Below are 23,906 nucleotides of genomic sequence, written 5' to 3'. Positions count from 1 at the left end.
AGGGCGGCCTGATCCGCCCCGGCTCCAGAGGAGGTGTCCCACGTCCCGGGCGGACCCGGCGCGACCTCCGGCGACCTCCACCCGTCCGGCCCACCCCACCCCCCCGAAGAGCCCCGCCCGCCGCCCGGGCGGGGCTCTCGGCGGCGAGGAGCGGGGCGCCGCGGCGTGCGTGAGGGAACAGCCATGCCCCCCCGCACGACGCCCCGGCCTCGATCCGGCGCCGGCTGGACGACCCGACGCTCCGCTCGGCCCGGCTGGACGAGCACGCCGGCGACACGTTCGGCATGCGCCGCGTCCGCTCCACGGCCGCCCGCCCGAGAGGGCCTGCCCCTGCTGGGGGACGCCGTCCCGGCCGCCGCCCGCGCCCGCCGCCCGGGCGCGCCCGTGGAGTCGCGGAAGAACATACGCGCACATACGCTCCAGAAAAGGACAGGCGGCGGGAGGCGGCGAGGTGCGCAGAAGACGAGCGGCGTTCCCCGCGCTGGTCCCCGCCCTGTTCGCCGCGGCGGTGGCAGCGCTGGCGGGAGCGGGGCCCGGGGCGGCCGCCCGGGAGCACGCGCCCATATCCCTGTCCCTGTCCCGCGGCGGCCCGGCCGCGAGCGGTCCGAGCGGACGGGCGGACGGCGGGGCGGACAGCCGGCCGGAAGGACGGACTGACGGTGGAGCGGACGGGCGGGCGGACGCCTCCCCCGGCCACCCGCCGCCGACCCGCGCGGTGCCCGGCCGCCTGCGAGCCGTCGCCGGCCGGGGCGACCCGGACGACCCGGGCGACCACGGCCACGGCCACGACCTCGCCGAGCCCGCGGCCGCGTCCGCGTCCGTGGCGGTCACCGCCGTCGTTTCCGCGGACCGCGCCGTCCGTACTCCGGCCGTCACCGCTGCCGTCGCGGGAGACGCCGCCGGTGCCGAGCCGCTCCCGGTGGCCGTGCCGGCGGCGCCGCCGACCACCCTGGACACGCCGCCGTCCTCCCCGGGTGCCGCCAACCCCGGGTCGGACGGCCGTGCCACCAGCGCGCTGTGGTTCCCGCTGGCGGCGCTCGCGGCCGCGGCCCTGCTGACCATGTGGGCGATGCGGCGGCGCCGGGTGCGGCCGCGGCCGGTGCGCGCGGCGGTCAGCCCGGAGACGGCCGGCTGGCGGGCCCGGCCCAGGCTGCCGGTGCCGGTCACCCCGCTGCCGGAGCTGGACGCGCAGGCCCGCGAGCTGCTGGTGGCCACCGACGACGCCGTACTCACCAGCCAGGAGGACGTGGGCCTGGCCGCGGCCCAGTGCGGCGAGGACGCGGCGCGGCCGTTCGGCGAGGCGGTCGACTACGCGCGGGCCGAGCTGACCTCGGCGTTCCGGCTGCGCCAGAAGCTCGACGACGTCGGCGCGGCGGACGACGCGGCCCGGCGGCAGATGCTCGACGAGATCCTCTCCCGCTGCACACAGGCCGACCGCCGGCTGGACGCCGAGGTGGACGCGTTCGACCGGCTGCGGTCGCTGGCGGCGGACGCGCCCCAGGCGCTGGAGCGCGCGCGGGCACGGGCGGCGGCGCTGCACGAGCGGATCGCGGCGGCGGAGGCCGCGCTCGGCCTGCTGGGCGAGCGGTACGCCGCCGCCGCGCTCGCCCCGGTGGCCGGGCACCCGGCCGAGGCCCGGGACCGGCTGGCCTTCGCCCGGGCCTGCCTGGCGTGGGCGGAGGCCGCGCTGGGCGGGGACACCGGCGCCGCCGCGTTCGTCCGCGCCGCCGAGGGGGCGCTGGGCCAGGCCGCGGTGCTGGCCGGGTCCGTGGCCCGGCGCGGCGAGGTGCTGCGCTCGGCCGACGCCGCACTGCACGAGGCGCTCGCGGTGACCGGCGCGGATCTGGCCGAGGCGCGGCAGCTGCTCGCCGCCCGCCCGGCCGGCGGCCGGCCCCGGCGGGCCCGGCGGGCAGGCGGCGCTGCGCGGCCGGGTGGCCCGGGCCGAGGCGGCGCTGGCCGCGGTCCGCGAGGAGCTGGCGGGCGGCCGGCCCGACCCGATCGCCGCGCTGCGCCGGGTGGCGGTGGCCGACGCCGCGCTGGAGCGCGCGCTGGCCGGCACCCGGGACGAGGTGGCGGCCGGGCGGCGGGCCGTGGCCCTGCTGGAGCGGGCGCTGCTGGCCGCGCGGGGCGAGGTGGCGGCGGCCCGGGACGAGGTGGCCACGCACCGGGGCGCGATCGGCAGCCAGGCCAGGACCCGGCTGGCGGAGGCGGAGCGGAGGCTGCGGAAAGCGGAGGCGCTGGCGGTCGGGGCCCTCGTCGGCCGCCTACCGCGGCGATCCGCGGGCCGCACTCGGCCTGGCCCGGGAGGCGGACCGGCTGGCCCGGGACGCCCTGGCGTACGCCCGGGAGGACGTCGCCGACTTCACCGGCTTCGCCGACGGGGAGCCCGGAGACACCGGGGGCCGGGGCGCGGCCGGGGCGGACGCCGTGCCCGGCCTGGCCGGCGCGGTGCTCGGCGGGCTCCTGCTGGGCGATCCGCGCCGGGGCCGGCGCGGCCGCGGCGGCGGCTTCGGCGGCGCCGGGCCCGGCAGCTTCGGCGGCGGCCGCACCCGCGGCCGGCTGGCCGGCGACCGCCCCTGACCCCCCGTCGCGCCGCCGCCCGCCACCCCCGCCACCACCACGAGCCGGCCGGGGCCACCGGGCCGACCGGCCCCGCCGGCGCCCGAAGCGTCCGAGCACCCCGCACCCCGCACCCCGCACCCGTGAAGCACCTCAGGCACCGCAGGCACCGCAGGCACCCGAAGAGCGCCCGAACCACCGCACCAGGGAGCAGAGATGACCAAGCAGACGATCGTCGGCCGGGTGGGACAGCTGGCCCGCGCGGACATCGGCGCCCTCCTCGACCAGGCCGAGGACGAGCACAAGATGGCCGACCAGCTGATCCGGGACTACGCCGACACCGTCCGGGAGGGCGAGCAGGCGGTCGCCGACGCCGTCGGCGGCCTGCGGCTGATGGAGCAGGACCACGCCGAGGACGTCGCGGCCGCGGTGCAGTGGGGCGGCAAGGCGGCGCAGGCCAGCACCCGCGCCGACGAGCTGCGCTCGGCCGGTCGGACGGTAGAGGCGGACCGCTTCGACACCCTGGCCCGGGTCGCGCTGGGCCGCCAGCTGCACTCCGAGCGGGAGGCGGCCGCCGGCCGGTCGCCCATCACCGCGCAGAGCGAGACGGTGGACAGGCTGCGCGCCGGGCTGGACCGCTGCAAGGAGCGGCTGGAGCGGCTGCGGGCGCACCGCGACGAGCTGGTGGTCCGGTCGCGCACCGCCCCGGCCCCGGCCCGCGGCACCGTGCTGGACACGGTCCGGGAGATCGACGTCCTCGACCCGACGAGCGACCTGGGCCGCTTCGAGGAGAAGGTCCGCCGCGAGGAGGTCCGTAGCCAGGGCCGCCAGGACCTGCCGGCCTCGGCCCTGGACGGCCAGTTCGAGTCCCTTGAGGTCCTGGAGGACGACCCGGAGGTCAGCACCCGCCTCGCCCGTCTGAAGTCCCCCGCCAACCGCTGACCGCCGACTCCGGGCGCGGCCCCGGCGGGCGCCGCGGGCGGGGACCCGCCCGGGGCGCGGCCCTGGTGCCGCTCCCGGCGAGGTCTGCCCCGCTCGCCGCCCTGGCACGCCCGTCCGCCACGTTGCCGTACCGGCCGAGCAGACCCGCGACGAGGCCGGTTCGGCGCCTTGCGGCTGACCGCACCAGGACACCTCGCCACCGGGCAGACCCTGCCGGCCACGGCCCTAGAACATGTTCAGCAGGTCGTCCACGGACGGGCCGGCGGAGCCGGAGGCGGAGGCGCGCAGGGCGAGTTCGAACCAGACGGTCTTGCCCCGGTGGGTGCGGCGGCTGCCCCAGCTGCGGCTGAGCATCGCGACGAGTTGCAGGCCGCGGCCGCCCTCGTCGGTGTCGCGGGCGCGGCGGCGGCGCGGCTGCACCAGCGCGCTGTCCCACACCTCGCACACCAGCGTGCGGTCCAGCAGCAGCCGCAGCCGGATGTCGCCGTAGCCGTGCCGCAGCGCGTTGGTGACCAGCTCGCTGACGAGGAGTTCGGTGGTGTCGACCAGCTCCTCCAGGTCCCAGGCGAGGAGTTGGCCGCGGGCCAGCTCCCGGGCCTTGGCCACGCTGGTCAGCTGCGGCTCCAGCCGCCAGTCGCCGACGTGGTCCGCCGGCAGGCCCTCGACGCGGGCCATCAGCAGCGCGATGTCGTCCTCGCCGTGGGCGGTGTCGAGGGTGGCCAGCACGTGGTCGCAGACGTCCTCCAGCGGGCGGCCGGAGTCGGCCAGCGAGTTGCGGAAGGCGTCCAGGCCCTCGTCGAGCGGGTGGTTCCGGGACTCCACCAGGCCGTCGGTGTAGAGGGCGAGCAGCGAGCCGTCGGCGAGTTGCACCTCGGTCTCCTCGAACGGCTCGCCGCCGACGCCGAGCGGCACGCCCTTGGGCAGCTCCAGCAGCATCGGCTGCTCGCCGGGCTCCACCACCACCGGCGGCAGGTGGCCGGCGTTGGCGATGGTGCAGCGCCGGGTGACCGAGTCGTAGACGGCGTACACCGCGGTGGCCAGGTAGACCTCGCCCAGGTCGGCGTCGGAGGTCTCCTTGGAGCGGCGGCTGCGACCGGCCGAGGGCGCGCCCAGGCCGCTGGCCACCTCGTCCAACGCGGTGAGCACCTCGGCGGGTTCGAGGTCGAGCATGGCCAGCGTGCGGACGGCGGTGCGCAGTTCGCCCATCGCGACGGCCGCGCGCAGGCCGCGCCCCATCACGTCCCCGACCACCAACGCGGTCCGGTGGCCGGGTAGTTCGATGACGTCGAACCAGTCGCCGCCGACCTCGGTCTCCATGCTGCCGGGCAGGTAGCGGCAGGCGATGTCGAGGCCGGCCGCCTCCGGGTCGTCCGGCGGCAGCAGGCTGCGCTGGAGGATCAGGGCGCGCTCGTGCTCGCGCCGGTACAGGCGCGCGTTGTCGAGGAATATGGCGGCGCGGGCGGCCAGTTCCTCGGCGAGCATGCGGTCCCGCCCGGTGAACGGCTCGCTGCCCTTGGCCCGGGAGAACTGCACCAGGCCGAGCACCGTGTCGCGGGCGACCATCGGCACCACCAGGGTGGACTGCACCAGCGGGGTGCGGAGGTCGTGGCCGCTCTCGCCGTCGATCACCTGCGGCTGGGCGGTGCGCAGGGCGCGGGCGCTGGCGGAGCTGAAGCGGTAGCGGTGCACCGCGCCGACCGACACCGGGCCGTCGCCGGGGTTGACGTCGTCGTCGCCGGCCATCACCACGGGCGCGTCCGAGACGGCGCTGGCGAAGGCGACCCGGCGCAGCTCGCCGCTGCCGTCGCTGGTGCCCGTCAGCTCCTCGGCGCCGGACAGCAGCGCCTGGTAGAGGTCGACGGAGGCGAGGTCGCAGAAGTGCGGCACGGCCACGTCGAGCAGTTCCCGGGCGGTGGTCTCCAGGTCGAGGGAGGTGCCGATACGGGAGCCGGCCTCGTTGAGCAGCGCGAGGTTGCGGCGGGCGTGCGCGGCCTCGCGTTCGGCGCGCTGCCGGCCGGTGACGTCGACGGCCAGGCCGGCCACGCCGATCGGGCGGCCGGAGTTGCTGTGCAGCCGGTACAGCGAGATCGCCCAGCGTCGCCGGGCCGGGTCGCCGGGCACGGTGCCCACCAAGGGCATGTCCAGGACCGGGTCGCCGGTCTCCAGCACCTGCCGCAGCGCGGCCGTGAGCCGGTCGGCCTCCACCCGGGAGAGGAAGTCGTGCGGGCCGCGGCCGGGGTGCGTGTCGGCGGGACGGCCGAAGACCTCCGCGAACCGGTCGTTGACCCGGATCAGCCGCAGGCGGACGTCGAAGAGCACGAAGCCCATCGGGGACTGGCCGAACACCGCCTGGGAGGCGGCGAGGTCGGTCTCGATCTGGCGCAGCGCGGCCACGTCGACGGCCACGCACAGCGCGCCGCCGTCGGCGGGCATGACGTAGACCTCGGCCAGGCCCTGGCCGCCGGCCGGGTCCCGGTAGGGCAGCAGGCCGTTCCACTCGCGCCCGTCGAGGATCTCCGCCATCCGGTGGTGGGCGCGGCCGCGCACCTCGGCGGGGGCGAAGGCGTCGATCGGGTCGCGGCCGATCGCCTCGGCTGCGGGCACGCCGAAGAACTCGGCGGCCCGTTCGCTCCACTGCTCGACCCGGCCGCCGCTGTCCAGGGAGAACGCGGCGACCCGTATGTAGTCGTAAAGGGAACCGGGCGGGCTCGACTGCCAGAACCCGGCCCGCGCCATGTCCGCGTCGTCGCCGGGCGCTTCAGCCCCGGCTGGCATGTCGCTCACTCGCCCGACCCCTCCAGCTCAGCACACATGGACCGGTTGCTGCCGAGTATTCAGCATGGCGAGCGTCCAGCACACGGTCTTCGCGATCACAGCATCATCTCAGCTCCTGCGCACCGCGGCCTCCCCCGGCCGCCTCATGCGCACGTTCCCTTCCCGTTCCCACTCGCGCACGTGGTCCCACACGTCGCCCCGCCTCTTCCTCCCGTCCCTTCGGCATACCCGACTCGGGCCCGCCGAACCATCGTGTTCCCCACCCGGCGCAGGTCAGCCGACCGGACCCGGCTCGCGCGCGGCCGGCGGCCGTGCGTCGGGGCCGGTCGGAGCGCGGGCGCGCGGCCCGGCGGTGCGCCGCCGGGCGGGCGCGCGGAGGCGCCGGAACGGCGCCGTTCGGGCGCGGGGGCACCGGGTGGGCGCGCGGGGGCACCGGGTGGGCGCGCGGAGCGTCCCGCGCGCCTGGTCTGACGGGCCGCCGCGCGCGGGCGCGCACCGGACGCGCCGGGGCCCGCAGGCGCGGCGCGGACCCGGTGGTGTGACGGACATCACGGCGGCGGGGCGCCCCGCAGGCGGACCGGAAGGGCGGACGGCGCGGGCGGACGCCACCACGCCGCACGCCGACCGTGGGGACGTCGGAGCAGCCGTGGCGATCCGGAAGCACTGGTGGTCCGGAAGCCCCGGTGGTCCTGAGCAGCCGTGGCGGGCGTCGGCGGGTGTCGGCGGGTGTCGGCGGGGAGTCAGGGCAGGGCGAGCTCGAACCAGACGGTCTTGCCGAGCGCGCCGCGCCGGGTGCCCCACCGCCGGGAGGTCCTGGCCACCAGCTGAAGGCCGCGCCCGCCCTCGTCGTCCTCGGCCGCGTCCCGGACCCGCGGCGGGTCGGGCAGCGGGTCGGAGACCTCCACCAGCAGCGAGTCGCCGCGCACCATCCGCACCCCGATCGGGCCCCTGGCGTACCGCAGCGAGTTGGTGACCAGCTCGCTGACGAGCAGTTCGGTGACGTCGGTGAGCGGCCGCAGCTCCCAGGCGGCCAGCCGGTCGCGGACCCGGCGGCGGGCCAGCCGTACCGCGCTGGCCTCGGCGGGGAAGGACCAGGAGACGGCGGAGCCGTCCGGCGCCCCCAGCCGGGCCATCAGCAGCGCCACGTCGTCGGCCTCGCGGTCCGGGTCGAGGACGGCCAGCAGCCCGTCGCAGGCGTCCTCCAGGGAGTCCAGCCGGCGCCCGGACAGCGCGGCGCGCAGCCGTCCGATGCCGGCGTCGATGTCGCTGCCGCGCGCCTCGACCAGGCCGTCGGTGTAGAGCACCAGCACTCCGCCGTCGGGTACGTCGAGCTCGGTGGTCTCGAAGCGCTCCCTGCCGACGCCCAGCGGCAGGCCGGCCGGCAGGTCCAGCACCCGGGCGGACGCCCCGACCCCGCCGGGCCCGTCGACGACCAGCACCGGCGGCAGGTGTCCGGCGAGGGCGACGGAGCAGCGGCGGGTGGACGGGTCGTAGACGGCGTACACGGCGGTGGCCATCCAGATCTCGCCGGGGCCGGGGGCGAGGTCGTCACCGAGTTCGTTGACCCGGCGCAGCAGTTCGTCCGGCGGCAGGTCGAGCGCGGCCAGGGTGCGGACGGCGGTGCGCAGCCGACCCATGGCCGCGGCTGCGGGCAGGCCGTGGCCCATCACGTCGCCGACGACGAGCGCCAGCCGGCCGCCGCTCTGCGGGATCACGTCGTACCAGTCGCCGCCCACCTCGGCGGCGCTGCTGGCCGGCAGGTAGCGGATGGCCACGGCCACGCCGGGCGGTTCGGGCGTCGTGCGCGGCAGCAGGCTGCGCTGGAGCATCAGGGCGCCCTCGCGTTCGCGCACGTACAGCCGGGCGTTGTCCAGCGCGATGCCGGCGCGTACGGCGACCTCGCCGGCCATCGCCAGGTCGCCGTGGTCGAAGGGCTCCCGGCCGCGGGCGCGGGCCACCACCAGCAGCCCGAGCACCACCCCCCGGGCCCGCAGCGGCAGCACCAGCAGGGAGGTGACGCCGAGTTCGAGGGCGCCGTGGACCATCGGGTCGCCCGGGTAGCTGGTGGCCGGCAGCTCCTCCTCGGACGCGACCAGCCGGGGCCGGCCGCCGGCCAGCACGTCCCCGTACGCGGACCGCCGGACGAAGGCGAGCGGCTGGTCGCGGCGGAGCATCCGCTTCACCGGTGCGCTCCACTCCCGGGCGGCGACACCGGCCAGGCGCAGCGGCATGCCCTCCTGGTAGCCGGACGCGGGTAGTTCGCCGCCGGCCAGCTCACGGTGCAGCACCACCCCCGCGTAGTCGCCGAAGCCCGGCGCCAGCGCCTCGGCGACGGCCTGGGCGACCGGTCCCACGTCGAGCAGTCCGGCGACCCGCGAGCCGACCTCGTTGAGGAGGTCCAGCCGGCGCCGGTGCCGCTCGGCCCGCTCGGCCTGCCGGACCCGCTCGCTGACGTCCAGGATGGTGGTGGAGATGCCGAGTACCCGCCCGGCGCGGTCCACCAGCCGGTTGTAGGACACCGAGCGGTGGAAGCGGCCGTCGGGGGCGGTGAGGACGAGGTCGATCACCGGTTCCCCGGTGGCCAGTACCTGCCGCTGGAGCTCCAGCACCTTGCCGGCGATCGAGGGGTCGAGGACCTCCATGACGGTACGGCCGAGGTGGCCGGCGGCCGGCACGCCGTTCATCCGGACCAGCGCGTCGTTGACCCGGACGTAGCGCAGGTCGTTGTCGAAGACGGCCACGCCGAGCGGGGAGGAGTGGAAGAGCGAGTCCAGGACGGCGAGGTCGTGCTCCAGGGTGTTGAGCCGGCTGGTCTCGGCCAGGGAGGCCAGGACGAACGGCCGGCCGTCGCCGTCGACGAGCAGGCTGGCGCGGGTCTCGACCTGGACGGTGTGGCCGTCGCGGTGGCGCAGCGACAGGATGCCGTCCCAGCGGCCGTCGCGCAGCAGCTCGGCCAGCAGGGTCTGCGCGGACGGGTCCTCGTCCGGGGCTTCGGCGTCCGGGGGGCCGGCCCCCTCGCCGCCGCTCCCGGCCAGGCCGATGGCCTCCAGCGGGGTGCCGGCGGGCGGGCCGAAGAGTCCGCCGATCCGGCGGCCCACGATGTGCTCGCCGGGCCAGCCCAGCACCTCCTCGGCGAGCGGGCTCCACAGCTGCACCCGGCCGGAGGTGTCGAGCATGACGACGGCGACGCGCAGCGAGTCCAGCAGGGTGCCGGCGCGGGGCTCGCCGCTGGCGCTCATACCGTGCACCCCCGACCGGGTCGGTCCGGGCGCGGGCACGTCCGAACGCGTGGAGGATTCGCCCCCTCCTACCCGATGGTGCCCCCTTCCGGGCCGGAACGCCCGGGGAGCGCGTCAGTCCTGGGCCGGCCGGGGCACCCACCGCTCGATCAGGTAGGGCCGCGGCTCCTCGGTGCCGGCGCCGCCCGCGCCGGGGGCACCGGAGGCTTCGAGGGGGTGTTCGGCGCCGACCGCGCGGAAGCCGAGCACGCCGACCACCCGCTCGGCCTCGGCCCGGGTCGCGTACCGGCCCACGCGGTAGCGGTTGCCGCCCTCGTCCTGCCGTATGAGGACCCACCCGAGCTCGGACGCCACCGCGTCGCCCCTTCCTCCGTGCATATGCCCGACGGTTCGCATATGCCCAGACCCTACGCCCGAGGTTCACCGCACGAGGTCGGAATTCCCCTATGGGGCCCCGGAAACGACGGAATCCGGCCACCGCCGGAGGGGACGGTGGCCGGAAGGCGGTGAGGGCCCGCTCAGGGGCGCCCCCAGGTCAGCGGACGGGGAGGTGGTAGACGGCCCGGAAGCGGTCGGCCGGCAGGACCACGTCGGCGGTCTCCACCGGGCGGCCGGAGGCGTAGTAGGTGCGGCGGATCTCGATGACGATGTGGCCCGGCACCCCGCCGAGGACGGCCGCCTCCTCCGCCAGGCCGGGACGGGCGCCGACCTCCTCGTCCATGTGGTCCACCAGCACGTCGATCGCCGCCATCCGGGGGACCACGCCCTGGCCGCCGACCGGGCCCTCCTCCGGCAGCAGCACCGGCGTCCGGCCGGTGACGGCCAACGGCTCCCAGGAGGTGGAGAGCATGGCGGGCTCACCGTCGGCACGGAAGACGTAGCTGGTGCGCATCACCCGGTCGCCGGGTTCGACCGCGAGCCGGCGGGCGACCTCCGGCGAGGCGGGCTCCTGCACGCTGTGCGACTCCCAGGTGCCCTTGACGTCCTCGTCCGCCTGCTCCTGGCGGAAGGTGCCGGCCGCGCCGGACGGCCGGAACCCGCTGCGCACCACCCGCCGCCGCACCGGGCGCTCCCGTACGTAGGTGCCCGAACCCGAGCGGCCCTCGACGTAGCCCTCGGCCATCAGCACCTTGCGCGCCTCCAGCGCGACGGTGTCCGACACCCCGTACTCGGTCCGGATACGGGCCTGTGACGGCAGCCGGGCGTGCGGCGGCAGGGTGCCGTCGAGAATCTTCTGCCGCAGGTCTCCGGCGACGCGGAGGTAGGCGGGCTGCTCACCGAAGGCCACGTGCCCCTCCCAGGGGGTTGACTGTGTGCGACAGCTTCGCAACCCTGGGTACTCGTTCGCAAGCCCTGACCTGAGGTTTACGGGGCGTCAGAGGCGCGCGCGGGAGCACTGCGGGCTCCCGCGCGCGCCGGGACGGCCCCGGGGCGGGTCAGACGCCCACGCCACCGTCCGAGGAACCGCCCGTCGCGCCGCCCGAGCCGTTCGAGGAACCGCCCGAACCGCCGCCGCCGTCCGACGAACCACCGGAGCCGTCTGAGCCGCTGGAGCCGTCTGAGCTGCCGGAGCCGCCGCCGGACTTCACCGAGCCGGTCACCTTGCCGTCGCGGCTGCCGAAGAAGCAGGTCACCGAGGTGTGGCCGGCGTTCCAGGAGGACTCGGGCGGGTAGTAGGTGTAGACGTCCATGCCGTCGGGCAGCGAGCCGTCGCCCAGGTAGCCGCGCGCGGCGCCGGCGCAGCGCTGCCCGGCCTCGCCGGCCACGGCGTCGGCGCCGGGGTAGTCCTGCTCCCCGGTCGGGTCGAGGTTGAGCACCGCGAACGCCTCGGCGTCGTGCTCGTCGTCGCAGGAGACGACGTCGACGCCCCGCGAGACGTGCTTCTTCTGGCCGTACTCGGACAGCGACGCCCCGACCGTGTTGAAGCACTCGCCGGCCTTGACGTCCTCGACCTTGGTGTTGCCCTCGTCGAGCGCGCCCGTCGCGTCGAGCACGACGGAGAGCACGACGATCACGGTGGTGATGGCGTTGACGATGATGCCGGCGATGGCCAGCCCGCGCCCGCGCTGCCCGCGCCGCCGGATCTGCCGCAGTCCGCCGATGCCCAGGCCCAGGCCCAGCAGCGGGACGCAGGTGAACGACGTCACCAGGGAGGCGATGGCCAGCCCGTTCGTGGTCCGCTCCACCGCGTACCAGCCCTGCTGCCCCGGGTAGCCCGGGTACCCGGGGTACCCGCCCGGCACCCCGTACGGGTTGGCCGGCTGGAACGGGTTCGGGTGCGGGTCGGGGTTCGCGCCGTACGGCTGCTGCGGCCAGCCGTAGCCGGCCGGACCACCCTGCGGCGGCGGGCCCTGCGGCGGGACGGCCGGGCCGAAGGGGAAGCCGGGGCCGCTGCCGTTCCCCGGCTGCGGCGGGCCGTAGGGGTCCCCGCCCTGGTACGGGCCTCCGTACGGTCCCGCACCCTGGGGCGGAACGCCGTACGGGGCCGACTGCTGCTCGTGCGGCGGCACGTCCCCGGAAGGAGGGGGCGGCGGAGGCGGGGGCGGCGGAGGGGGTATGTCCACGCGGGGAGTTTACGTTCTCTTGGGGCGGACGGAAGGGTTCCCCGGGAGCCGCCGCGGGGTCACGCCCCGACCGTCCCGTCGACCCCTTCGCGCAGCAGGTCGGCGTGGCCGTTGTGCCGCCCGTACTCCAGCAGGACGTGCACCATCACCATCCGCAGGCTGACCTCCTCCTCCCAGCGCGGCTGGTACCCGGTCAGGTCCAGGGAGGCGGCGGCCCGCTCGATCCGGCGGGAGTGCTCCACCTCGGCCCGCCAGGCGGCGAACGCCTCGGCCCCGGTGGACCCCTCCGGGTCGTAGGCGGCCTGGAAGTCCATCCGGTCCGACCAGACCAGGGGGATGTCGCGGTCCTCGAACACCCGCCGGAACCAGGTCCGTTCGACCTCCGCGAGGTGCCGCACCAGCCCCAGCAGGGTGAGCGTGGACGGCGGCACGGATCGCTCGCGCAGCTGCTCGTCGGTGAGGCCGCGGCACTTCATCGCGAGGGTGGCGCGGTGGAACTCCAGGAAGCCGCGCAGCGTCTCGCGCTCGGTGCCGTGGCTCGGGGGGACGGGACGGTCGTCGGCGGAGGCCCCGCCTGTCCCGCCTGTCCCGGCGGCTGCGGCGGTGGCCGCGCTCTCGGTGCTCGCGCTGTCGGTGGCCGCGCTCTCGGTGCTCACGGGCACGTGAGCGTAGCCGCCCGCGGCCGGACGGGACAGGGCCCGGCCGCTGACGCCCCCGACGCGGGCCGCGTCACCCGAAGGCGGTGTCGCTGGCCCGTTCCCGCCAGGCCTCGACCTCGGCGCGGACCTCGTCGAGGTGGCCGAGCACCGCGTCGACGCCGTCCGCGCCCAGCGGCAGGCGCAGCGGGGTCTCCTCGGCCTCCAGCGCCGCGATGATCACCGCGGCGGCCCTCGCCGGATCGCCCGGCTGGCCGCCGTCGCCGCCGTCCACCATCGCGCGGGTGGCCCCGACGGTGGCGGCGTAGTCCTCCACCCGCCGGGCGCTGGCTGTCGTGTTGCCGTACAGCGTGGTGCGGAAGGCCCCCGGCTCCACGATCAGCGTCCTGATACCCAGCGGGGCGACCTCGGCCCGCAGCGCCTCGGTCATACCCTCAAGGGCGAACTTGGTGCCGCTGTAGGCGGAGAACCCGGCGAAGGACGTCTGGCCGCCCATGCTGCTCATCTGCACGATCGCCCCGGAACGGCGCTCGCGCATGCCCGGCAGCACCGCCCGCACCAGCGCGGCCGGACCGAAGACGTGCACGTCGAACAGGTCGCGCAGCTCCTTGTCGGTGTCCTCCTCGAACGCCCCCACGTGTCCGCGCCCCGCGTTGTTGACCAGCACGTCGATCCGGCCGTGCCGGGCCAGCACGTCCGCGACGACCTGCCCGACGGCGGCGGTGTCGGTGACGTCGAGGCGGACCGGGTCGACCTGGTCGGGGTGGGCCGCCGCCAGGTCCTCCACCGCATCCACCCGGCGGGCCGCGGCGACCACGACGTCGCCTGCGGCCACCGCGGCCCGTGTGATGGCGCGGCCGAAGCCGCTGTTGGCACCTGTGACCAGCCAGACCTTGTTCATCACAGCTCCTGAGTCGCTATCCGCTTGCCTGCTTATCGGCTTGCTTGCCTGCTCGCTTGCTCGCTTGCCTGCTCGCTTGCCTGCTTGCTTGCTTGCTTGCTTGCCTGCCCCGCCCGCTCGGGCTCCGGCGGCGTTCCCCGCCGCACTCCCCATGCTGGGCGCGGCGGCGGTTGCCCGTCCAAGACCGTTGGTGATAGCCACGGGTTATGGACGTCCACGGGCGGGACCTTCGCTACTTCGTCGCCGTCGCGCAGGAGCTGCACTTCACCAGGGCCGCCGAGCGGCTGTTCGTCTCGCAGCCCGCGCTGAGCAAGCAGATCCGCGCGCTGGAAGGGCAGTTGGGCGTCGAGCTGCTGGCCAGGGACCGGCACGGGGTGACCCTCACCCCGGCCGGGGAGGCGCTGCTGCCGTACGCGCGCCGCGTGCTGGACTCGTGGGACGACGCCTGGCGGGCGGTGGAGAGGGCCAAGGCGGCGCAGCGCAGCACCCTGGTGGTGGGGATGAGCACCAGCCCGGGGCGGGGCGGGCTGCTGCCCGCGGTCCGCTCCCGGTTCGCGGCCGCGTGCCCGGAGGCCGCCTTGCGGCTGCGCCAGGTGGGCTGGCAGGACTCCACGGCGGGGCTGGCCGACGGCGGGAGCGACGTGGCGTACGTCTGGCTGCCGCTGCCCGGGCAGGAGCGCTTCGACCATCTGGTGGTCGCGCGGGAGCCGCGGCTGGTGGCGCTGCCGGAGGACCACCGGCTGGCGGCCGGGGAGCCGGACGCGCCCGTGGACTTCGCCGAGCTGCTGGCCGAGCCGTTCCTCGCGCTGCCCCCGTCCGCCGGCCCGCTGCGTGACTACTGGCTGGCGTTGGACGCCCGCGACGGCCGCCCCGCCCGGATCGGCGCGGAGGTGGCGTCCGCGGAGGAGACGTACGAGGCGCTGGTCGCCGGACTGGGGGTGGTACTGCTCGCGGCCGGCAACGCGCCGCTGGTCACCCTCGGCGGCGTCGTCACCCGGCCGGTGCGCGGGATCGAGCCCAGCCGGCTGGCGCTGGCCTGGCCCCGGGGGGCGGCGGGACCGCTGCTGCGGGCCTACGTGCGGGCGTGCCGCCAGGTGGTGGGCGCGGTGGAGCGGGGCGGCCCCGGCCCGGCCGCCGGCTGACCGGCCCCACTGCGGCGGGTACGGGCGGGCCGCGCAGGGGCGGGGCGGCGGGTGGCGGGCGGGGCGCGGCGTACGGCATGATCCGGACGGTGGAGCGACCTCAGACCTGCCTGTGCTTCGTCGTCCGGACCGGTGCCGACGGGCGCGACGAGGTGCTGCTCGGACGGAAGAAGCGCGGGCTGGGCGCCGGCAAGGTGGTGGGGCTCGGCGGCCATGTGGAGCCCGGCGAGGGGGCCGCGCAGGCGGCGGCCCGCGAGCTCGCCGAGGAGTCGGGGCTGCGGGTGGACCCGGCGGCGCTGCGGCCGGTCGCGGTCGTCGACTGGGTCTTCCCCGCCCGCCCTGCGTGGGACATGTGGGTGACGGCGTTCACCGTGCGGGACGTCCCCGGTGAGCCGGCCGAGACCGACGAGATCGAACCCGCGTGGTTCCCCGTGGACGCGCCGCCGTTGGACGCCATGTGGGACGACGCCCGCTACTGGCTGCCCCAGGTGCTGGCCGGGCGCTTCCTGCGGGCGCGGATCGCGTTCGCCGCCGACTGCGAGCACGTCGCGGACGCCGACGTCGTCCTGACCGAGCACCCGCCCGCGCCCTGACCAGCCCCTGAGCGGCCCTTGAGCAAGCCCTGACGCGCCCCCGCGGCCCGCCCTTCCAGCGCGGCCCTTTCCCGCGCTCTCCCGCCCTTTCCGGTCCGCCGGCCCCCGTACGGTCAGGCGCCGGCCGGGGCCAGCGCCTCGGCACCGCCCTCGGCGGGGCCGCCGCCCAGCGCGTTGCGCCGCTGCGGCATCGCCAGCGTCACCATGCGGCGCCAGCCGTGCGCCCGCTCGTAGAGGTAGACGGCGTGGATGCCGCCCTGGAGCACGGCCGCGCGGGCGGCGGACCAGCCGAGGATGCGGCCCATGCGGCCCATCACGGCGAGGCTGACGTCCCGGTGGACGCGGATCTCGGCGAGCGCGCACTCGCGCAGGATGCGCTGGATGGTCCGCCCGTGGCCCGCGCGGGCCAGCCGCAGCAGCTCCTCGTGGCAGTAGGCGAGGTGGTTGTCCTCGTCGTGGGAGATCTGCCGGACGGCCTTGCCGATCTCGGGGTGGTCCGCGAAGTGCTTGACCAGCAGCCTCATCTGCTCCGAGGCGCGCTGCTCGGTGACCCTGCTGTGCGCGAGGTAGGTGACGATGTCCCGCTCGGTCAGGGGCTCGTCCTGGCGCAGCCGGGTGTGGGCCAGGCCGATGCCGGCCCGCTCCAGCAGCATCGTGTAGTCGGTGTCGTGCGGGACCTCCACGGGATCGAGGCCCCGCTTGTGCAGCAGCGCGTTGAAGATCCGGCCGTGCTTGTCCTCGTCGGCGCCGTGCCGGGCGATCTTGGGGGCCAGCGCGCGCAGTCCGGGGGGCACCAGAGCGGCGATCCGGCCGTTCTCCCAGCCCCCCTGCGCCTCCCCGCTGGCCGCGATCGAGCAGAAGAGCCGGTAGGCGTCGTCGTCGTCCACCATCTCGGTGAACAACTCGCGGGCCGACAGCATCGCGTACTCCTCTCGCCGCCTGACGGGCATCGTGGCGAGTCAACGGCCGGCTCCGGGCCGCCGCAACCGCACGGCCCTCCCGCTCCGCCGTCCGGGTCACCCGGGGCCGGGCCGCGGCCCGTACGGCGGGGTACGTCAGAAGACCCGGATCGGCGTGCCGGCCGGTGCGGCCAGGAGGTCGGCGATCTCGTCGTCCAGCCGGCACAGGGTCAGCGAGGCCCCGGCCATGTCGAGGGAGGTGCAGTACTCCCCCACGTAGGAGCGGCGGACCCCGATTCCGCGCTCGGCCAGCTGCCGGTGGGCGAGCCCGTACAGCAGGTACAGCTCGCCGACGGGGGTGCCGCCCAGGCCGTTGACCATGAGCGCCACGCCGTCCCCGGAGGTGTAGGGCAGGTCGTCGACGACCGCGGTGAGCAGCTCGCGCACGTGCTCCGAGGCCGTCTTCAGCGGCTCCCGGCGCCGCCCGGGCTCACCGTGGATGCCGACGCCCATCTCGACCTGGTCCTCGGGCAGTTCGAAGAGCGGGGAGCCCTTGGCCGGCGGCGTGCAGGGGGTCAGCGCCATGCCCATGCTGCGGGTCACCGAGTTGACCTTCTCGCCGATCCGGATCAGCTCGTCGAGGTCGGCGCCGCGCTCGGCCGCCGCGCCGACGGCCTTCATGACGAAGAAGTTGCCGGCCACGCCGCGCCGGCCGACGGTGTAGGTCGAGTCCTGGACGGCCACGTCGTCGTCGACGAACAGCGTGCGCGCGTTGACGCCGTCGGCCTGCGACAGCTCCTCGGCCATCTCGAACGCCATCCGGTCGCCGGTGTAGTTGTTGACCAGCAGCAGCACGCCCTTCTCGGAGGCGACGAGCTTCACCGTCTCGTAGACGTAGTCCGACGGCGGGGCGGAGAAGACGTCACCCGGGCAGGCCGCGTCGAGCATGCCGGGCCCGACCGACATCACGTGGGCGGGCTCGTGCCCGGAGCCGGAGCCCTGGACGATGGAGACCTTGTCCTGGCGCGGGGCGTCCGCCCGCATGATCAGGTTGTAGTCCGGGACGTAGCGCAGGGTGTCCGGGTTGGCCAGTGCCAGGCCCTGGAGCATCTCCGCCACGTAGTCCTTCGGGTCGTTGACGAACTTCTTCATGCTCTCGTCTCCTCGCTCCCCGCGCTGCCTGTGCTCCCTGAGCCGCCCGCCCTCCCCGGGCCGCCGCGTGCGGCCGCGGGCTCTCCCGGGCCGCCCGGGTCGGGCGCGGCCGGGTCAGCCCCGGCCGGCGTCCCATTCCGCCGCGATCCGCTCGGCCATCACCGCCACCGCCACCGCGCCCGGGTCCGGCGAGCCGATGCTGCGCTCGCCGGTGTAGCTCTGCCGGCCGCGGCGGGCCTGCATGGGGGTGGTGGCGTCGGCCGCCGCGCGGGCGCTCGACGCGGCCGTGGCGGCCAGTTCGGCGCCGCTGCCGCCCCCCGCGGCCAGCCGCACCTCCAGCGCGTCGGTCATCGGGATCAGCGCGTCCAGGAGGGTCTTGTCGCCCAGGTCGGACTTGCCGCGGGCCTTGATGCCCTCGGCCGCGGCCCGCAGCATCGCCACCGCGTCGGCGCCGGTCACCTCGTCCATGGCGGTCCGTTCGCGGACGGCCCCGGCCGCCCGCAGGAACGCGGTCCCCCACAACGGGCCCGACGTGCCGCCGACGCGCTTGGAGATCACCAGCGCCGCCTGCTTCAGGAAGTCCGAGGGCGTGCCGTGGTCCAGGGAGTCCCAGTCGGCGAGGACGATCTCGAAGCCCCGGGCCAGGGAGAAGCCGAAGTCGCCGTCGCCCGCGACCGCGTCGAGTTCACCGAAGGCCGCCTCGTTGTCGACGGCGGTACGGGCGATCGTCGCGACCGCGAACTCCAGGTCGCTGGCGGCTGCTGCGGTGGGCGTCGACATGGCTCTCCCGGGGGTAGTGCTGACGTGATGTCAGCTCTTCTTGCCGCGTCCGGTGCCGGAGGCGGTGTCCCCCGGACCCGCGCCGGCCAGCAGCGCGGCGAGGTCGGCGAGGCGGACGTACGGGTCGGGGCGGACACCCAGCGGGTCGGCGAGCACCCGGGTGGCGACCGGGCTCGCCGGGCCCCCGGGGGCTCCGTCACCGCGCACGCCGGGCGCCGGGTCGCCGAGCGAGTCCACCACCAGCGACGCGCCCGTGAAGTCCTCCTCCCCCGTGTACGCGCTGGTGGTGACCGCGCAGGCCAGGTCCGCGCCGAGCGCGGCGAGCATGCCGTTGCGGCTGTCCTCCACGACCACGACCTCCGCCGGGTCCAGCTCAAGGTTCGCCACGGTGTGCAGGTAGATGTCCGGCGCGGGCTTCTTGCGGGGCACCACGTCGCCGGCGAACACCGCGAAGTGCTCCACCAGTTCGGGCCCCGCGGCCAGCCGCAGCACGGCCCGCACCGACGGCTCCGCGGAGGTCGAGGCGACAGCGAGCGGCCAGCCGGCGGCGTGCGCCTCGGCGGCGATCCGCCGCACTCCCGGGCGCGGCGGGATCGTCCCGCCGCCGATGATCCCGGTGTAGATCTCGGTCTTGCGGGCGTGCCAGCGCGCCACCTCGGCGTCCAGCGCGTCCCGGTCGGAGGGCAGCCCGGTCCTGGCGAGGAAGTCCGGGGTCAGCAGCGAGCGCATCCGCTCCTTGCCGCCGCCGATCCGCACCTTCTCGGCGTACTCCTCGTCGCTCCACCGCACGGGCAGGCCGAACTCCTCGAAGGTCTGGTTGAACGCGGGCAGGTGCCCGTAGCGCTCGGTGTCGGCGAGCACGCCGTCGCAGTCGAAGATCAGCGCGGGCATGGCCTCACCCCGCCCTTCCGGTGCTGCCGAAGACGTCCATCAGCGACCCCGCCAGGCCCATCACGTCGGCCCGGACGCTGCGGAAGAGGGACGGCGGGTCCCACTTCTGCCGCTCCTCGGCGTCGCGCAGGAAGGCCAGGTTGCCCTTCATGTACGTCTCCTTGAGGGCCGTGGAGATGTTCACCTTCGCGCAGCCGCGCGCGATCAGGTCGCGGAACTGCTCGTCGGAGAGGCCGCTGCCGCCGTGCAGCGCGATCGGCAGCGGGTGCGCGGCGACGATGTCGGAGACCCGCTGGAAGTCCAGGACGGGGGCGCGCCGGTAGGAGCCGTGCGCGTTGCCGATCGCGGGCGCGAACACGTCCACGCCGGTGGTGCGCAGGAAGTCGAGGGCGACCTCCAGGCCCTTCTGGGCGGCGGCCTCGTCGGAGCCGATGTCGTCCTCGACGCCGGTGATCGACTCGATCTCGCCCTCGACGTCGGCGCCGTGCCGGCGGGCCTCGGCGACCACCTCGACGGTCTGCCGGGTGTTCTCCTCCACCGGCATCCGGGAGGCGTCGAAGAGTACGGAGTTCCAGCCGTGGCGCAGGCACTCGCTGATCACGTCGCGCTCGGGGCAGTGGTCGAGGTGGAGGGTGACCGGCACCCGCAGGCCCGCGGTCATCTCCCGCCACATCGCCATCAGCACGCCGTAGCCGACGGACTTCACCGTCTTCACGGAGGTCTGCACGATCAGCGGCGAGGAGTGCTGCTCGGCGGCGGCCAGCACGGCCTCCAGCGTCAGGTCGTTGACGATGTTGACGGCGGGAACGCCATAACGCTGGTCGAAGGCGTCGGCAAGGATCTCCCTGAGCGGTACGACTGACACGTTCGCCTCCAGCGTCTCCTCGCCGGGCCCCCTCCAGCCGGGCCCCCCTCCATTCGACGCCTCGGTGCCACCCCTCGCCACTCGAACGGCGTAGCGGGGCGGGCTCGGCCGCCTCCCGCCCGACTCGCCGCTTCCCGCACCTCCGGCCCGGGTCGGCACCTCCGGCCCGATGCGGCACCTCCGGCCCGGGTCGCCGCCTCGGGCCCGGGTCGGCGGCGACCGCGGTGGCGGTCCGTGGACGCGGGGCTCCTGTCCGGCGGAGGCGGCGGGCGTCAGCCCGCCGACGGCCGGGGCGGGCCGGCGGCGCGCTGCCGCGGCGGGGCTTCGCGCGCGGCCGCGGGGCCGCCGGCGAGGGCGGGCCCGGCCGTCCGGTCGCCGGCGAGGACGTCGCGCATCCGCCGGAGACGGTGCAGCGCCCGCGCGCCGGCCGCGTAGGCGTAGCCGAAGAGGGCGCCGACGGCCACGCACTCCGGCACGGCCCGCCAGGCCGGCTCGGTGAGCGCGAAGCAGACGACCCCGGCGCAGTACAGGACGGCGAGGAGGACGAGCGCGGCCCGCCGGTAGCGGGCGAGGTACAGCCGCCGCGCCACCAGCGCCCGCATGGCCTCCCGCCGCCTCGGGCCGGCCGGCGGCTCGCCGGTCAGCAGGTGGTGCTCCATGACGACCAGGTCGTCCGCCGTGCCGCCCGCCACGGCTTTCTCGCGGCGGTGCCGGCGCACTGCGAGCCACACCGCACCCGCCGAGCCGGCGACGACGCGGGCGGCGACGTCCACCCGCGAGCGTGTCGGGTGGGCCGCCACGACGACGGCCGTCGCCAGCATCCAACCGCCCGCGAACCTGAGCCACACGTGGCGGGCCATCACGTCGTCGAGTCTGCCCATGGCCGCTCTCCCTCTCTGACGCCCACCGTGATGACGGAGCGTCAGAGAGGCGCCTACCCGGACACCGCCGGTTCAGCGCCCGCCGCCGGACCCCGGCACTCGCACAGCCGGCAGCCGGCAACCGGCAACCGGCACTCGCACAACCGCCGACAACCGGCAGGGTGCCGCCCCCACACCCCGTGCCGAAACATTTCGGGGCTGAATCTGATCGTTGCGGAGTGGCCGCCTCCAGCCCCCCAAGGGCCCTGAGCAGGCATTCGGCGTTGGCGCCCATATGCTACCAGTGGGTTTACCGGCGGTCCGCAGGCTGTTTTCAGCCTGCCTGAAACCTGAACACCGATTCCATATGATCTTTATTGACCATGTCGGATCGGGATGACATGATGCTGCGCACCGGGTTGCATTCATATGACTTTTTATTGCTCCGGCGCCGACAGAGTCGCCATCATGAGCACGTCAGGGCGAACGGGTGGACAATCACCTTCGCCCGCCTCGAACAATCCACCGACCGGGCCCGTGGGCCCCATCGCTCGTCCTTGCCACGCACGTGCCACACCCGTGCCGGAGATCGCCCAATGGCGGGAGTCTACGGCCGTGACCTGCGGCGACATCCGTCCATCGATGACATGACAGGCAGGAACGGGCTCACCCCTGCCCCGGAGCGGACCTCCCGCCGCCGCGGATCGAATGCGCGGCGGGTCCGCGCACCGGGTCGGCACGCCGGATTCCCACAGGGAACTCTCCCGGCGAGTTCCCGCGGCGGCCTTTTCCCCTTTTCTCCCTCCCCTCCCTTTCCGCGTTTCCACCTTTCTTCCTCTCCATCCTTCCCCGCGTACTCGACCCGGAATTCACCACCCCATTCGCCACCGAGATGTCGCTGAACGGAGAGACCCGCTGCTGTCCGCCGACCGGATGATCACGCTGCCGGGTGTGGAGAACATACGCACCCGCGATCCGAACAACCACCTGCACTGCCGCAAGACGCAGCTCCTGGCGTACGTCGGCGGCATCACCCCCTGGTCCGACCTGCTGATGTACAGGGCGCTGGGGTCCACCTCGGCCATCCACCGCCACTGCTACCTGCATGGCAAGGATCGCTGGGCTTTCGAAACCCCGTACGTGACCGACGGCGACCTGCGCCTGCTCGGGTTCGAGGTGCTCTCCGCCGGGGACGTGGACCTGAGCCTCTTCGAATCCGGGCTGGCTGATTTCCTCGCCGCGGGACTACCGGTGTTCTTCTACGCGCCCCGCTACCACCTCCCGTACTGGGTGGAGTTCATGCGCCGGTCGGGCACCGTCCCCGAGGAGTTCCGGCTGCTGCATTCCTTCCTCGTCTGCGGGGCGAGCAGCACCGAGGTGCTGCTGGTCGACAACACCGCGGACGACCACGAGTACTTCCCCCTGTCGGTGGGGTGGGACGTCCTGCGCGAGGGCTACGCCAGGGAGCCGGAACGCTGGTTCACCGGCTGCGCCACCGTCCGGCAGGTCTCCGACCCCGACCGGGACGGCTTCGAGGCGGCCTACCGCACGTTCCTGGCCGGGTTCCGCGACGGCTTCGAGCTCTACGACGTCATCGGCGACAACCTCGTCGTCGAGCGCGCGTCGGGCACCGTCCCGTACCGTGCGCCCGCCGTCAACAGCCTCGCGCTGCTGGCCGGTTCACGGACACTGTTCTGCCGCTTCCTGGCGCACACCGCGCACGGTGAGCCGGTTCGCGATGCCTACGCCCGGATCGCGCGGCTGGCCACGGTGCTGTCGGACCGGGTCACCGCCTTCCAGGCCGGGCTGCCCGGCCTGCCCGCGGACCGCGTCCGCCGCGCCCTCGCACACCTGCGCCAGCTCGAACAGCAGGCGGCGCGGCTCCTCGTCGACGAGGCGGCCGGCCTCCCACGGCTCCTGCCGGCCCCCGCCGACGCGCAGTAGGACCAACCCCCCACGACTCCCCCAGACTCCGCGGGCCCACGGAGAACGGCCGGCGGACGCGACCTCACGGAGAAGAGTCGGTGCGACACCTGTACCTGTTCAGCGGCCTGGCGGGCGTGCACGGCCCGCCGCTGGCCGAACTGCGAGCCCTCTACGCGCGGCCCGAGAACGCGCGCTACTTCACCGCCGCGGCCGACGCGGTCACGAGCGTGCTCGACCACGTCGGCCCGGACGCCTACCGCCGGGAGCTGCCCGGTGGCATCCCGCTGACCGCCTGGCTGCGCGGCGACCCGCCGGAACCCGGCGCCCTGGAGAACTCCATCGTGGACGGCCTGTTCGCCCACATCTACCAGCTGTGCCTGCTGCAACCGGCCATCGGTGCCCCGGCCGTCGGCGGCCCGGACGGCGACCGGCCCGCGCCGGTGGCCGCCATCGGCCACAGCCTGGGCCTGATCGGCGCGATGGTCGCCGGTATGCGGCTGACCAACCGCCGCCAGTACGTCGCGTTCTGCCACGGCATCATCGCGATGACCGCGCTGGCGCTGATCCGCTGCCACCAGCTGACCCCGCGGCGCACCGGCGCCGCCACACCGATGGCGGCGGTGATGGGCATCCCGGCCGAGGAGCTGCGCGATCTGGTGGCGGGCTCGCCGGTGCACCTGGCCCTCGCCAACTCCGGCCGCTCGCACGTACTGGCCGGGGACCCGGCCGACCTCGCCGATCTCCGGGCGGGCCTCGGACGGCGGCTGGCCGAGCCCGGGGCGCAGTGGGCCTACCTGCGCAGCACCGCGCCGTTCCACACGCCGCTGCTGGAGCCGGCGGTCCAGGCGGCGCTGGAGGACCGGCACTTCCTGACCTCCCCGCTCACCGGCGACCGGCTGGCCGTGCCGGTGTACGTCGCCGACGCGCCGGTCAACCTCCAGCACCGCGGTGACCTGCTGCCCGACGTCATGGCCTACGGGGTGTGCCGCCCACTGGACTGGCCCCGCACGGTGCACGCCGCGGTCCAGGACTGCCGGCCCGACCAGGTCGTCGACTTCGGGCCGGGCCCGTCGGCCCGGGTGTTCACCCGGGAGAGCCTGCGCGGCACCGACAGCGGCCTGCGCTACCGCAGCATCCCGGCGCCGACAGCGTGAGCGGCCAC

The 23,906-nt window shown here is 75.6% G+C and carries 19 protein-coding genes; 6 read left to right on the top strand and 13 right to left on the bottom strand.

From position 1 onward, the window contains the following. Window positions 1-451: 451 nt before the first annotated feature. Window positions 452-2,779, top strand: a complete 2,328-nt coding sequence (locus BS72_RS32620; protein WP_051951407.1) for a hypothetical protein — start codon at window positions 452-454, stop codon at window positions 2,777-2,779. Continuing rightward, window positions 2,776-3,501 carry a PspA/IM30 family protein gene (locus tag BS72_RS21890; RefSeq protein ID WP_037912844.1) on the top strand — a complete coding sequence of 242 codons (726 nt, stop codon included), beginning with the start codon at window positions 2,776-2,778 and terminating at the stop codon, window positions 3,499-3,501. The genes BS72_RS32620 and BS72_RS21890 overlap by 4 nt, the downstream gene beginning before the upstream one ends. A gap of 225 nt (window positions 3,502-3,726) precedes the next feature. Here BS72_RS21890 and BS72_RS21885 read toward each other — a convergent pair whose 3' ends face one another. The 7 genes from BS72_RS21885 to BS72_RS21855 form a co-directional block, all read right to left on the bottom strand. Next, the gene (locus BS72_RS21885) at window positions 3,727-6,276 is read right to left on the bottom strand and encodes a SpoIIE family protein phosphatase (protein WP_232792650.1); all 2,550 of its coding nucleotides are present in this window, start codon (window positions 6,274-6,276) and stop codon (window positions 3,727-3,729) included. A 740-nt stretch (window positions 6,277-7,016) separates the two neighbouring features. Further along, window positions 7,017-9,515 carry a SpoIIE family protein phosphatase gene (locus BS72_RS21880; protein ID WP_037912840.1) on the bottom strand — a complete coding sequence of 833 codons (2,499 nt, stop codon included), beginning with the start codon at window positions 9,513-9,515 and terminating at the stop codon, window positions 7,017-7,019. A gap of 114 nt (window positions 9,516-9,629) precedes the next feature. Further along, window positions 9,630-9,893: a hypothetical protein gene (locus tag BS72_RS21875; protein WP_051951405.1), complete on the bottom strand. Its 264-nt coding sequence runs from the start codon at window positions 9,891-9,893 to the stop codon at window positions 9,630-9,632. Between the two features lie 157 nt (window positions 9,894-10,050). Beyond that, window positions 10,051-10,803: a GntR family transcriptional regulator gene (locus tag BS72_RS21870; protein ID WP_037912835.1), complete on the bottom strand. Its 753-nt coding sequence runs from the start codon at window positions 10,801-10,803 to the stop codon at window positions 10,051-10,053. Between the two features lie 148 nt (window positions 10,804-10,951). Continuing rightward, entirely contained in the window at window positions 10,952-12,079 is a 1,128-nt protein-coding gene (locus BS72_RS21865; RefSeq protein ID WP_157856301.1) for a DUF4190 domain-containing protein, read from the bottom strand. A gap of 59 nt (window positions 12,080-12,138) precedes the next feature. After that, window positions 12,139-12,594 carry a DinB family protein gene (locus BS72_RS21860; protein ID WP_051951989.1) on the bottom strand — a complete coding sequence of 152 codons (456 nt, stop codon included), beginning with the start codon at window positions 12,592-12,594 and terminating at the stop codon, window positions 12,139-12,141. A gap of 214 nt (window positions 12,595-12,808) precedes the next feature. Further along, the gene (locus BS72_RS21855; protein WP_037912832.1) at window positions 12,809-13,636 is read right to left on the bottom strand and encodes an oxidoreductase; all 828 of its coding nucleotides are present in this window, start codon (window positions 13,634-13,636) and stop codon (window positions 12,809-12,811) included. Between the two features lie 206 nt (window positions 13,637-13,842). On the opposite strand from BS72_RS21855, the gene BS72_RS21850 reads away from it, so the two are divergent. Together BS72_RS21850 and BS72_RS21845 are read left to right on the top strand one after the other, a co-directional pair. Next, window positions 13,843-14,778 carry a LysR family transcriptional regulator gene (locus BS72_RS21850; RefSeq protein WP_037912828.1) on the top strand — a complete coding sequence of 312 codons (936 nt, stop codon included), beginning with the start codon at window positions 13,843-13,845 and terminating at the stop codon, window positions 14,776-14,778. A gap of 89 nt (window positions 14,779-14,867) precedes the next feature. After that, window positions 14,868-15,371 carry an 8-oxo-dGTP diphosphatase gene (locus BS72_RS21845; RefSeq protein WP_232792498.1) on the top strand — a complete coding sequence of 168 codons (504 nt, stop codon included), beginning with the start codon at window positions 14,868-14,870 and terminating at the stop codon, window positions 15,369-15,371. Between the two features lie 113 nt (window positions 15,372-15,484). Here the strand turns inward: BS72_RS21845 and BS72_RS21840 are convergent, their stop codons facing one another. From BS72_RS21840 to BS72_RS21815, 6 genes are all read right to left on the bottom strand, one after another. Further along, entirely contained in the window at window positions 15,485-16,291 is an 807-nt protein-coding gene (locus tag BS72_RS21840; protein ID WP_037912826.1) for a hypothetical protein, read from the bottom strand. A 135-nt stretch (window positions 16,292-16,426) separates the two neighbouring features. After that, complete coding sequence (gene dhaK / locus BS72_RS21835) at window positions 16,427-17,422, bottom strand: dihydroxyacetone kinase subunit DhaK (protein ID WP_037912825.1); 996 nt, start codon at window positions 17,420-17,422, stop codon at window positions 16,427-16,429. 114 nt (window positions 17,423-17,536) lie between these two features. After that, window positions 17,537-18,202: a dihydroxyacetone kinase subunit DhaL gene (gene dhaL / locus BS72_RS21830; RefSeq protein WP_037912824.1), complete on the bottom strand. Its 666-nt coding sequence runs from the start codon at window positions 18,200-18,202 to the stop codon at window positions 17,537-17,539. 30 nt (window positions 18,203-18,232) lie between these two features. After that, window positions 18,233-19,093, bottom strand: coding sequence for an HAD-IA family hydrolase (locus tag BS72_RS21825; RefSeq protein WP_051951402.1), 861 nt, complete (start codon window positions 19,091-19,093; stop codon window positions 18,233-18,235). Window positions 19,094-19,097: 4 nt separating this feature from the next. Beyond that, window positions 19,098-19,958, bottom strand: a complete 861-nt coding sequence (locus BS72_RS21820) for a class II fructose-bisphosphate aldolase (protein ID WP_037912823.1) — start codon at window positions 19,956-19,958, stop codon at window positions 19,098-19,100. A 272-nt stretch (window positions 19,959-20,230) separates the two neighbouring features. Next, a complete protein-coding gene (locus BS72_RS21815; RefSeq protein WP_037912822.1) occupies window positions 20,231-20,839 on the bottom strand; it encodes a hypothetical protein in 609 nt (202 codons plus the stop codon). Between the two features lie 930 nt (window positions 20,840-21,769). On the opposite strand from BS72_RS21815, the gene BS72_RS21810 reads away from it, so the two are divergent. Then, window positions 21,770-22,762, top strand: a complete 993-nt coding sequence (locus BS72_RS21810) for a hypothetical protein (RefSeq protein ID WP_157856300.1) — start codon at window positions 21,770-21,772, stop codon at window positions 22,760-22,762. An 80-nt stretch (window positions 22,763-22,842) separates the two neighbouring features. Then, window positions 22,843-23,898 (top strand): ACP S-malonyltransferase, encoded by a 1,056-nt coding sequence (locus BS72_RS21805; RefSeq protein ID WP_037912813.1) that lies wholly within the window; start codon window positions 22,843-22,845, stop codon window positions 23,896-23,898. Window positions 23,899-23,906: the final 8 nt, after the last annotated feature.

This window comes from Actinacidiphila yeochonensis CN732 (assembly GCF_000745345.1).
GTDB lineage: Bacteria > Actinomycetota > Actinomycetes > Streptomycetales > Streptomycetaceae > Actinacidiphila > Actinacidiphila yeochonensis.
The sequence above is the reverse complement of the archived record's forward strand: the minus strand, read 5'-3'. Positions and strand labels throughout refer to the sequence as shown.